The sequence below is a fragment of the Nocardia sp. NPDC052112 genome (assembly GCF_040680135.1).
GTDB lineage: Bacteria > Actinomycetota > Actinomycetes > Mycobacteriales > Mycobacteriaceae > Nocardia.
The window spans coordinates 1-11,637 of the sequence record NZ_JBFAWD010000047.1; the positions used below are offsets into that span (position 1 = coordinate 1).

At 63.8% G+C, this 11,637-nt stretch carries 8 protein-coding genes; 6 read left to right on the plus strand and 2 right to left on the minus strand.

Annotated elements, in window-relative coordinates:
- Positions 1 to 129: 129 nt before the first annotated feature.
- Together AB0L58_RS41880 and AB0L58_RS41885 are read left to right on the plus strand one after the other, a co-directional pair.
- Positions 130 to 1,173, plus strand: coding sequence for a zeta toxin family protein (locus tag AB0L58_RS41880; protein WP_364396927.1), 1,044 nt, complete (start codon positions 130 to 132; stop codon positions 1,171 to 1,173).
- Positions 1,174 to 1,181: 8 nt separating this feature from the next.
- Positions 1,182 to 1,997: a zeta toxin family protein gene (locus AB0L58_RS41885; RefSeq protein ID WP_364396930.1), complete on the plus strand. Its 816-nt coding sequence runs from the start codon at positions 1,182 to 1,184 to the stop codon at positions 1,995 to 1,997.
- A 1,216-nt stretch (positions 1,998 to 3,213) separates the two neighbouring features.
- Here the strand turns inward: AB0L58_RS41885 and AB0L58_RS41890 are convergent.
- Entirely contained in the window at positions 3,214 to 3,543 is a 330-nt protein-coding gene (locus AB0L58_RS41890; protein ID WP_364396933.1) for a hypothetical protein, read from the minus strand.
- 178 nt (positions 3,544 to 3,721) lie between these two features.
- Here AB0L58_RS41890 and AB0L58_RS41895 point away from each other — a divergent pair, with 178 nt between their 5' ends.
- Together AB0L58_RS41895 and AB0L58_RS41900 are read left to right on the plus strand one after the other, a co-directional pair.
- Positions 3,722 to 4,939 carry a hypothetical protein gene (locus AB0L58_RS41895; protein ID WP_364396936.1) on the plus strand — a complete coding sequence of 406 codons (1,218 nt, stop codon included), beginning with the start codon at positions 3,722 to 3,724 and terminating at the stop codon, positions 4,937 to 4,939.
- Positions 4,940 to 6,154, plus strand: coding sequence for a hypothetical protein (locus AB0L58_RS41900; protein WP_364396939.1), 1,215 nt, complete (start codon positions 4,940 to 4,942; stop codon positions 6,152 to 6,154).
- 1,086 nt (positions 6,155 to 7,240) lie between these two features.
- On the opposite strand, the gene AB0L58_RS41905 is transcribed toward AB0L58_RS41900, so the two are convergent.
- Complete coding sequence (locus AB0L58_RS41905; protein WP_364396942.1) at positions 7,241 to 7,825, minus strand: TetR/AcrR family transcriptional regulator; 585 nt, start codon at positions 7,823 to 7,825, stop codon at positions 7,241 to 7,243.
- Between the two features lie 72 nt (positions 7,826 to 7,897).
- On the opposite strand from AB0L58_RS41905, the gene AB0L58_RS41910 reads away from it, so the two are divergent.
- Positions 7,898 to 8,455 (plus strand): hypothetical protein, encoded by a 558-nt coding sequence (locus AB0L58_RS41910; RefSeq protein ID WP_364396945.1) that lies wholly within the window; start codon positions 7,898 to 7,900, stop codon positions 8,453 to 8,455.
- A 1,553-nt stretch (positions 8,456 to 10,008) separates the two neighbouring features.
- A complete protein-coding gene (locus AB0L58_RS41915; protein ID WP_364396948.1) occupies positions 10,009 to 11,637 on the plus strand; it encodes a hypothetical protein in 1,629 nt (542 codons plus the stop codon).

An 11,637-nucleotide genomic window follows, 5' to 3' on the forward strand; every position in this document is an offset into this window, starting at 1 on the left:
CGGATTCTCCCGCAGCGTACGACTGCAATTCGCAATCACCCGCTACATTCCGGGGTTACGCGGGCTCGCCAAAATCGGCCGCTGGACCTTCTGACAACCGACCAGAGCGGGGCGTAGCGGGAGCGGAGCATGCCGCCGGGTTCGGAAGTCGCTGCCGCACTGCGCCAAGTGCTCTGCCGCCTCGAGGCGGCGTTCGGCAGTGCCGGTACGAGCCTCAGCGGTACCGGACACCGGTTCGCGGATGCGGTGCGTGATGCCGGCCGCGCCTACGATCTGTCCGATCAACAGATGCGTCGTATCTTCGACGAGAGGATCGTTCCGGAGCAGCTCGGTGGCGCATCGGGATCTGTCCGACGACCCGAGCTCGTTGTCGTAACCGGTCAACCCGCGGCCGGGAAGTCGACAGCCATCCGTGAGATCGCCGATTCCTTCCACGGCCGCAACGGCGTGGCGGTTCTGATCGCCGACAACTATATGCCGTACCACCCGTGGTTCCACGAACTGCGGGCCCGCGACGACTTCACCGCCGGTGACCATATCTACCCGATTGCGGAAAAGTGGCTCGATATGGCCATCGAGTACGTGATCGCCCACCGCAGCAATGCCATTCTCGAAGAGGGAGCGGGCGATCTCACCCGCGCCACCGGCATCATCCGCCGCTTTGACCACAATGACTACGGATCACGGATAGAGGCAGTCGCCGTACGCCAAGAGCAGAGCCAGCTATCCAATCTCACCCGCTTTCTGGAGGAGCGCATGCGGCATGGCACCGGTCGATACGTCCCCCTCGAGGCGCAGAACGCGTGTTTCACCGGCTCCGCCGATCTGGTTCGCCTGTTCGAATCCGCCAGATCACCGGTATCGATCGACGGCCTGCGAGTCCGGTCGCGCACCGATGTGCTGTTCGAGAACCACCGCCTGTCGTCGGGTGAATGGGCCAAGGCACCGCAGGGCTCGGAAGCCCTGGAGCAGGAGCGCACTCGGCCGCTGACCCTCGTTGAGCAGCGTGCCTACGCCGACCGGATGCAGGATTTACGCGAAGGCATCGCCGCCGGCCGACAGCTGCGACCCGACGACGAGCACGTCTGGGCGCGACTGTCCAGGGAGGCCGATAAGCTCGAAGCCCTGGCCAGTCCCTTGCTCCGGCCCGGACCATACGGCGGTCCGTCATAATGGCCCGCATGACCGCAGCAGCGGAGCTACCCGCGCAGTGGGAGCGTGTGCTGCACTACGAGGCCGCGGTCGACATCATCACGAGCTTGATGGCGCAGTGCACCGCAGTCGAGTGGCTGGCCGAGCGCGCCGACGACGTCGTCGTGCGACACGATATGCGCTCTTTGCGCCGGGCATACCTCGCCGAGCTGACCGAGCTCGCCCCTCGGAATACCACGGCCGTGGCCAGGGCAATTCGCTACTACGGGACAACACTGGCGGGGAAGGTCGAAGCACCACGGCTGCACCTGCCTGCCCGGGACGAACTACCCGCCTGTCGCCTCGACCGGGCGACGCACGCGGCGGTATTCCGTGATCGGATCGCGCTGGAGACCCTTGGCGCGCCACACCCGCGCGAGCGCCCGATGGCGGTGATCCTCACCGGCCCACCCGGATCCGGAAAGACCACCGCGCTGCGCTGCCGATATCACAGCTGGGACGATGCAGCCCCGGTGCTGATCGATCCCGGTATCTACCCCGCATTTCACCCGCGCAGCTGGGATCTCGTCCGCGCCGACGATGCGCGGGCAGGCGATACCGTCGAGGCAGATGTGCTGGAGTGGGTCGCCATGGCGGTCGACTACTCGATCGGCCACCGCAACGATGTGCTGCTCGCAGTTGGGACCAGACGCCCAGGCGACGCGGACGCCTACGCCGCCGGTTTCCGGAATGCCGGCTACCTAGTGGAGAGAGAGGCATTGGCGGTCCCTGAGGCGGTCAGCGATCATTCGCTCACGCTTCGCCACCACTGCCGCCGCGGCAACTGGCCGGTGTTGAACGTGTAGGAGCACCGCCGGGGGATCATGCTCGAGCAAGCCCGCGCACGCCGACCAGCGTTGCCGGTGGACGGTCCTCGGCGTAATTGTGTTTGCCTCGGTAGTCGCGTGCATCTCGCGAGCCTTGATCAGCTGGAGTTCGGTGAGGCTAGCGGGTCAGCGCCGACGCGGCAACGCGCTCAGGCGGATTGCACTTCGTCGCCAGTGCCTTGGCTGATGAGGTCGGCCGGCATCTCGTCGTGCGAATCATAAAGCGACTGCTCGGGAACCGGTCCGCGAAAGCCGCTCCGCCTCAGGTCTCGATCGTGTGAAACCCGAGCTCAGCCACCTGTGCGGCCGATTCGGGCCTCGGTCTGCGCGGCGGGAGTGAAGGCCAAGTGCCCACGAACAGTTGCGAACAGTGTTAGCAAAAAGTATCGTGCTAATTGCGAACAGGGTTCACAGTAGGAGGTCTTGGTGGGCTGTTGTCGACGCTCCATGGCCGTCGTGGGAGTAGCCGGTTCCACCCACCTGGCCGTGCCCGCAAAGGCGCTCAGCCGCTGCGTCGTGGTCGATCCGCTCGGGCCGAGTTCGTGCGAAATACGCGAACTGACTTGGCGGCCACGGAGCCGCAGGTGCTCTGAACCGGGTTCACCTGGTCCACGACCTCTGGGTGGGCATCGATGAGGTCGTGGATTTGGCGGTGCCGGCTGTCGTTGCCGACGTGGGAGTCGGTGTTGACGGCCCTTTGCCGAGTGGCACCCCAGCATGCTCAGTCGACAGATTCCGGCATGGGTTCGCGCCTCGCGGCGGCGGACCAGGATCGTGTGGTTCATCGCCTTGGCCTTCGTGCTGGCTATTTGCCCGGCTTATTCGGCGCGGTCGCAATGGCGCAAACCGATACCGTATTGGACGGACCGCCCGGGATCGCAGCGGTGGACTGGATGAATGGTCTGCCGCCAGAGGATCGGGGGGCTCCGCAAGAAGTAACCGATGAGCAGCCTTTTGGTGACCTCGGTTTGACTCCGGGAGATGTTGACACCGGCTCGTCGGATTCGACAACGCCATCCAACCCAATGGCGCTGCCTCCACAAGCGGGACAACCGGTAGGCGGTTCGGCGCCCCCTCCGAGTCAATCAGTCGCGGCCCCCAGCGGCACGTCCGCAGCGCCCGCGGACAACGGGATGTCGCTGCGGGCGCCTGGCACCGACGGGGCCGTCGACTACACCATCCCGGACGGGGAGACTCAGAAGGTTTCGATGGTGGCAGCTCGAGGACTCGACGTGGCGTTCGGCAACACGAGCGACACAGATGCGCGGGCCGCATGCGCGCAGACACCGGCGCAGTGGTCGGACAAGAAGAAGATTGGGGACAGGATCGTTCCGTTCGGGCTGATGACGGGTGATGTCGCCGAGTTCGAGAAGCGAACGGCCTTGGTCAGGGTTCTTGGCCCGACAACGGCGACTCGGCGAAGGCCATTGTCGATGGTCGGCTGCAGCCTCTCGTCGCCGAGAAGTGTGACGAGATGAGTGACAGTGACGGCGAGTTCAGGCTTTCGCCGGCTTTGCTCACCCACGTGGTATCGAAATCACTGCTCCCGCATCGATCGATATAGGACGCGGGCGGCGATGGCGATCTGGATACGGCGGGTGCGGTTTCGGCGGCCACCCGCCGTGGTGCCGCCGAGTGGATGTGGTCGGAAGCCGGTACGGACGGTGAGACGGCCTCAGGGCGGGCGTAGGTGCTCGTCGGCATTGGAGCCGGAGGAGTTCTGGGATCCGGAGCGGTGGCAGCCGGGTGCCTTGGCAGGACGCTGCTTCGTATGGATCAATTCCGGTCGACGTCGGCGCCGGGTGGTCTGGATCTTGATTGCTGTTGTTGTGTTCCTGGCTATACCAGGAATCTTTGATGGAATGGCACGCGGACAGACCGGAACTGGGGGCGGTGGCGGCTCCGGCATCGACGTACTCGATTGGATGGATATCCGGGACTCCGAGGGTGTGCCAGCGACGAGTTATCAGATCTCGACAGATGATGGAAGCCTTCTTCACCCGGGCGACACGGTGAGATCTGCCGTGCTTAATTTGGAGGTCCAGTTCTGGCTTTTCCTGCAGATTCCCGCGTGCGAGTTCGTGGGCTTTTCGGCTGGTTACGAATGGCTGGACCCATTTCATCATGCTTTGACCGGTGTTGCGGAGAATCTTACCAGGCAGATTGCCACAATGCCGATGCTTTTCACCGCGGCAGCGATAGGATCATTTATTGTTGCATTGTTCGTTGTGCGGGGATATTTTGCCCGGGCTGCGACGCAGGTATGTTTCATGCTGTTGGTGGCAGTGTTGGGTCCGGTATTTCTTGCGGAGCCTCTAGCCGAAGTGCTGGCTCCGAACGGTCTCCTGGCTCAAGGGCGTGATCTCGGTATCTCGGTGGCGGCCGGTCTCAACGGTGATCCTGACCCGAATCCGGCCGATCAAGTGGAAGTCATGCAGGCTGGTTTGGTCGATAACCTGCTGCGGCATCCGCTGCAGGTATTGAATTTCGGTCACGTCGTCGATCGGTCGCCGGCCTGCCGTGATGCTTGGTCGACCGCGACTCTCTCGGGCAATGATTCCGATATCAGGGCAGCAATGCGTGACTGTGGCGACTCGGCTGCTTATGAGAGGGCCTCCGACCCGACCTGGGGGCAGGTCGGGTCCGGTTTGGTGATCATTTTTCTGTCCCCACTCGCATCGCTGGTACTGATAATGGTCTCATTCATGATTATCAGAGACGGTTGTTATGCTATCTATCACGGTTTCATGATAATCTTTGGTTTTGCTGCAGGTGGATTCATTTACGGACCGACGCAAACGTTTCTGGTAAGGAATGTGGTGGATGCATTTATAGCTGCCGGTCGAATGGCCGCATACACCATATTCCTCGGCGTGTACACACTTTTTCTCAACAATATGTTTCTGCAGGCAGGCGGCTAGGTGATGAAAATATTGTTCCTCTGCGCTGTCGTGAACGTGGTCGCAATCTTCCAGGTCCGCCATCTGAGTAAGGCAATGCGCAGCGGTAGTGACTGGATCGCCAACCGGCTCGGGCTCGCGGCGCAGGGTTCCTCGAGCCCAGGCCATGGTGGCGGTGGTGGCGGGAGGGCCCTGGGGATGGGTAACGCGAATGTGAACAACTCGATGTCCCCGCTCGGGGTGCTCGCCGCGGCCACCACCATCAATAGCTCGCCGATCACCGGCTGGGTCGCCGGCCGCAACAGCCCGCTCAGTCGTTGGTCTTGGCTGGACCAACTCGAAAAGCGGAACAAGGCAAGGGGACTGGCGACCGAGGATCTGCGCGCGGCCGCGCATGCTACTGCGTTCGATCGCGTTTGGCTGGCGACTGTGGCGCGGGACGGCATCGCACGCGCCAGAAGAACCCGCAGGGGCCGGACGAGAGAGGCCGCCTTCGCCGCGAACAATGTCGCGCATGCGACAGGCCTGACGACCGGTATCTATCACGGCCTCCTGATGGCCGGTATGAGCGAGCGAGAAGCGCGGCTCGCCGCCGACGTAGAAGTGGACATTATTCGGCACGCGGATCGTGAGTCGCTCGCCTCGGGGCACCTCAGTCGCGTCCTCGCCGCCCACAAGCATTTCGAGCGGGACGCCATCAGGAATCCGGGGGAAAGGAATGCGATGGCCAGGTTGCACGGCTTGGAAGCCAGCGTCGATCGGTACCGAGGTGAATATTCCGGCGGTGTCCAGATTTCGGACCGGTTGCACCGCTTAGGGTATGAGTATCTCCGAAACCCCGAAGAGGCATTCATCGGGAGCCTGCAGACGGCCGCCAGCGGCCCGGCTACAGGTGGATCTTTGACACTCCCCGGCGGGAGGATGGAACCGGTGACCGCAAACGAAGCGGACCGGTTGAGGCAGTGGCTCTCGAACGAACATGCACTCCGAATCCAGGCCGCCACCATTTGGGTGGCAGAAGATCCCACCGACCTCCAGCGGATCCGGGTGCTTCGTTCAGAGATCGACAGAGCCGCCATGACAGACCAATTGCAAGCAGGGCGGAGTATCACGGGTGCTGTCTCGCTTGCGCAACCGGACATCGTTAGGACCCGACTCCCACAGCCGAACCCGACTGATCCACACGAGCACATCCCGCTGGATCATCTGAGAGCCGTCAGATTCCGGCACCGCTGATCTGCACCAAGGTTCCGAGCGCCGGTCATCGGGCAGGATTTCACAGAAAGGCACTCGATGAGGAAGGTGCCCTGGAAACGGCAGCCGCAAACGGGAGCCACCGGCACACCGTTGCCCATGTGACTCCGGCGCGCCGGGACCTCCGATCATCGTCGCTCGGGTCGACTGGCGCGGCTACCGGCGCGGACAAGCAATCATAGTTCCAGGCGCCATCATCTCCGCACCGGCGAGCCGCTGTTCACCGGACCCGTTGCCCACACGTTCGACGGCGCCATCCTCGCATCGCAGGTGATCGAACGCGGTTGGAGCGCGGGAAGGGTCACGCTTCTCGATCGCAATGGCCACCCGATTATTGAGGTCAGCAACGACAGCTCCATCTTCGAGTGGTATCCGACTGCGACCGCGACGCAGCCGATCCTCACTGGGGAGAGTGCCTACGAGCGACCCACGGGCCGACTCCTCTGGACCAATGCGTAGATCCGCATCGACGACCACACGGGACGCCGTCCGATCGCTCGATGGATCAGAGTTGGCCGGTCTCGATCTCACTGACGGACACCGAATCTGGCAGCAGCCGACGCCGTTCGCGAACACGTCACGCTCTTCACGCTTTGACGGCATAACCGAGGCAACCCACCTCATCCTGACCGACGGCACCACCGTGCACGCGATCGACGCCGGAGACGGTTCGACTGCCTGGTCGATGCCGTTACCGCCCAGTGGTGATCCCCGATCGCGCTCGGCGGTGAAGGCAATGGGTGGCCGCACGGTCACGGTGACCGCGCATGCATTCACCGGATACGCTGCGGCATAACGCGACTTTGATATTCGGCCGCAGCCTCAGCGGCGGATCCAGGTCGCGATCACACGGGCCGGGAAGCTCGCCCGTGCGCGCTTGATTCACACCAGAGGGCAAGACTATTCCGGCTGGGCCAAACCGATTCCGTTGCCCCACAGTCGGGTCAACGTGGCGAGCCGTGTCCCGGTCGCGTGGTTCGCCGTGGGCGATCCAGACCCGGCGGGCGTGGCCGACCATGGCGGCCACCGCGTGCGCGGCGTTCAGGGTAGCGGCATCGACTTCCCTGATCAGCGCGGCACTAGGCCGGTGTCGATCGTCGCGAAGACAGAGTCGGCCAGGGATCGCACACGTGTGGCGGGGATTTCGCCAGTAGCGACGAACGTAGCCAAGCCCTGCATGACACAGCGCATGGTGAGCATGATCGCGTCCACCGAAGGCCCACGGATCGCACCCGCGAGCCATGCGTCCCTGATTGCTGCTGCAAAAGTGTCGCGCACCGAACCGCGCACCGCGGCCAGCTCTGGGTGGGCGTCGCCGTCGGTGACGGTTCCGCCGAACATCAGCTGGGACAGGGCGGGCTCAGCGGCCACGAACTCCAGGTAGCGGTGACCGATGGCGTGCAGCCGCGGCAGCGGGTCATTGACCTCGATGGTGGATAGGGCTTTCCCTAACTCAACGAACCCCTGAGCCATCACAGCGGCGAGCAGCGCCTCCTTGTCGGTGAAGTGCCGGTAGGGCGCCGCCGCAGACACTCCCGCCCGTGTCGCGGCTGCCCGAAGCGTCAGCCCCGCGACCCCTTCCTCCTGCACCAGCGCGCGTCCGGCATCGACCAGCGCCCGTCGCAAGTCTCCATGGTGATAGGCCTTGCGCATCGATGTTGACATCCTTTACATTATCTTCCGTAGATGTGAACAATGACAACTTTCTTCCGGCAAAGGCGAGCCATGTCCCACCGCATCCACAACGTGCATCAGCGAGTGCTTTCGACAACTCCCGAAAATTTATGGGCCACATTGACATTGCTCGGCACAGACAATGACCCGCTATACCCGCCCGAGTGGGGTTGGGTGCGCTTTCCCGACGGCCTGCACTCGGGCGGCAGGATGGTCCAACACAATGGCATGAGCCCGATCAGCTACCGCATCAAAGAAGTCGAGCCACCGCGGCGGCTGTGGTTCGGCGAAATTCCCGGCATCGACGGAAGTCATGGATACGTCCTGGAGCCCGTCGACGGAGGCACTCGGATCAGCCACGTGCTGTCGGCCGAGCCATCGATCATCCCGTACCTCCTATGGATGGCGGCGTTGCGCCACAGCCACGACGCTATCAGCGAGCTGATCTTGGACAACCTCGAGTTCCTCGTCACCGGCGCGATTGCCGATCCATACCGTCCCCGATCGGGTGCCCGAATCATAAAGCGACTGCTCGGCAACCGATCCACGAAAGTCGCTCCGCCTCGGTGCGTCCACCACGCGGAGCCGCGAGCTCAGCCGAATGTTTAGCCGATTGGGGGACTCGGGCTGTGCGACGGGAGCGGACGTCAAACGCCATCGAACAGTCGCGAACGCTGTCAGCAAACAAGTGTCGCGCCAATTACGAATGCCGTTCACAATCGGAGGTCTTGATGAGCCGTTGTCGATGCATCAAGTTGCGCAGTGAGACCACATCCAGTCCACCGAGGCACCTGCACCGCCGCGCCGTCGACCGAACATCAACTGGCGCAGTTCAGGTTCAGCGGTCACGCACTCCGAGTAGTGTCGTCCGCCGGCGTGCAACTGCGTCAGCGGGTCATCGGCCCCGGGCGTGGAGACGGCCCCTTTCGAACCCCTGCGCCATCACCGTGGCGAGCAATACCCCCTTGTCGGCGAAGTGTGCTGGTAGCGCCGCCGCGGATATTCCCACCTTGTCGCGACGGCCCGAAGTCTGTCCCCCCTCGGCGATGGGCCACCGCGTCAATGAACTGTTCGATGGTGCGATGGGGCGCGCGGTCGGTGTCCATGATTGCCGATTCGCGACCACAACGACTCAGGAGAGTGACATACGTCGCGTCACAAGTCACCAGCCTGTCGAATAGTTGCGAACGCCATTAGCAAATGCCTATCCTGCAGCTGCGAACGTTGTTCACAGTCGCGGAGTTCGGTGCGTTCGCCGAGTTGAGTACGTGGTCGGAGCGTGTCCGTCCCGGCGGGGGCTGGTCGTACCGACTTGTCGTCGAGATCACGAGAGGGCTGTCGCTAGTGGTGGTGCACATTCCGCAGTACTTTCCCGCGTGGCTGAGAGGCATGGCGCTTGGGCAGTTTCCGGCCGAGGCCCCGGCTGCGATGCGGCGGAGCGCCGACGGCTGGTCCGACTCGGCGAATGGTTGTGCCGCAGTGGCGGATCGGCTCGCGACTGCAGCGGGCGAGGCCCTCAGTTCATGAACAACGGCCCTGACTCATCCGGCACACCACCCGAGGCCAACGCCACCGAGCTCCAGGACACGTCCCCCGAGCGTCGGCACCTGCTCGACGAGTACGAGCGGATGCGCAACGAACATCACAACGGCAGAGGGACCGTACTACCTCCGAACCCACCAGGCCAGCAACTGGGCTTCGCTGCCAGGGTTGCGCCGGGGCCCGACTACGGATGGCCTGCCTGGGCTCAGACGACAAAAACGATCACGGGCACGACCACCGCATCGCACGAAGGCGGTTTGAGCGGGCCAATGTCGTCGACCGACTCCGCCGCCGTCTCGGTGCGTCCGGACCAGACGGGCGCCGAGAGTAGCGGCCAGTTCGTAGCCCCGGAGGAGGACGCTAGCAAACGTCCCCGCGTCGATCCCGAATTCGAAACGGCATTGCCCATGCCACCCGTGGACAACACAAACCGCTCGAATAACACGACTACGAAAGTCTCATTGACTTCACCATCGCCAAACCAACAAATCCACAGGCCGCCACAAATCTGATCCAGCTGTGTCGCGTCGCCGACACGGCCGCGTTGTCGATACAGCGGGACCTAGTGGCCGCCAATTCCTCTTCGGTTCCACTGCCGAGGGTTTGAAAAGGAGTCGGATATGGATCAATCGTTGCAGGTCGACCCTGACCTTCTGCGGGCGCAGCACCAGACGCTCGCCGCGATCGCAGACGCGGCACAGGCGAATCTGGACGAGCTGAAGGCCCGGCTCGCCCGGGAGGGCAAGTGCTGGGGCAACGATGAGCCCGGCCGGAAGTTCGGCGAAAACTATGAGCCCGCGGCGAAAAGCGGAATCACCGGATTCGAGAACCTGGTCGACAATCTCCGCGGCATGCGTGACGGAATGGCACAGGCGGCCGACTCCTTCCAGAGCCATGATCAGGAAAGCGGATTGCGGCTGGCGCGGTCTGGTTTCGACACCGACCCGACCACACCGCTCGGGCAGTCGGTCGAACAGCCGATGCGGCAGAATCCCGGACTTCCCCAGTCAACCGCGCCGCTCAACGGTGACGGTTCGAGTCCCGATACCAGCCAAGCCGCGCCCCCTGGAAGCGAAATACCAACGACTCCTTATAGATCCGAGTCGCAGGGCCTGCAGCCGAGTGGAAACCCCGGTGCGTCTTCTCCGCCGGAATCCGCGGGGCACAGCGAGTCAGGGATGCCTCTCGGCCAACCAGCGCGGCAGATGTCCGGCTCTGATACGCCGGCTATCAAGCAAACCCGCACGGCATCCGCTGCACCCGTCCCATCGCCCGCTCAGGCTGTCGCCGCACCGGCAACCTCGACAGCTCGGCCGGGTACAGCGGCCGGGCATCCGGCAGCTGCCGCGAAATCCCGGGATACGCCGTGGTCGCGGCCGAGAGTCGAGACGTCTGGGCCGCGAAGCACCCCCGGCACACCGTGGTTGCGGAACACGCCCGCCGGATCCGCGCAAGGGCAGGTCTTTGCGCCGCACCCCGGTCCCGAACAGCGCCGGGCAAAACCCGAGCAGCCGAACAAGAGTGACGAGTCACGCCGCTCGAGGTCCGCACCGGCACGACCGAAACGTACCGCCCCGGCGGCATTGGACGTGATCCGTGAGCTCGCCGCACGGCACGGCCTGCGGATCGCGGGATTCGAGACCTCAGGTATCGAGGAACACACTGCCCGCGAAATCGCGGCAGCCGTCGACGACATACTCGGGAAGTATCCATTTCTCGACCTCCGCGGTATCGAGATCGCCGACCTCGGCGGCACGGTGTCCGACGTAGTGTGGAATCGCGACGATGCACGCACCGCGGCATGGCTTGTGCTCGACCGAATCTCGACGTCGAACGGCACCCAGGCTGCCGAGATGACTTGGGCTGCAACCGAATTCAGAGACCTGGCGGCGGATTCATCGGATGAGCGGCCGATGTATTCGACCGTTGCGCGCGACCTCGGCCGAATTCTGGAGAGCGCGGCCGGTCCCCGTATCCGGCAGCTGGCGCAGCGCGCCCTGATCACCGAATACCACCGCGTCAGCGGGCCGTGGGACCGGAACGACACGCTGGCCGGTGTCGTCCGTGGTTATCGGGGGTGGTGTGCCCAGCTGAGTGGCCGCAGCTTCTCCGGCAATCGTTTCGATCCGGGTGCTGCGCTGGTGGAGGCATTCGCCGAGGTCGAATTGCGTGGTGAGAACGCCTGCGGTCCGGCGAAGGTGCTGCATCGGCTGCTGGTGGAGAACGCGAGGGCACGGTCGGGTTCCTGA

Bases quoted from the DNA above. Each gene is read 5' to 3' on its own strand.
- AB0L58_RS41905 (WP_364396942.1), bottom strand. From the start codon at position 7,825: ATGCGCAAGGCCTATCACCATGGAGACTTGCGACGGGCGCTGGTCGAT.
- AB0L58_RS41915 (WP_364396948.1), top strand. From the start codon at position 10,009: ATGGATCAATCGTTGCAGGTCGACCCTGACCTTCTGCGGGCGCAGCAC.
- AB0L58_RS41885 (WP_364396930.1), top strand. From the start codon at position 1,182: ATGACCGCAGCAGCGGAGCTACCCGCGCAGTGGGAGCGTGTGCTGCAC.
- AB0L58_RS41880 (WP_364396927.1), top strand. From the start codon at position 130: ATGCCGCCGGGTTCGGAAGTCGCTGCCGCACTGCGCCAAGTGCTCTGC.
- AB0L58_RS41910 (WP_364396945.1), top strand. From the start codon at position 7,898: ATGTCCCACCGCATCCACAACGTGCATCAGCGAGTGCTTTCGACAACT.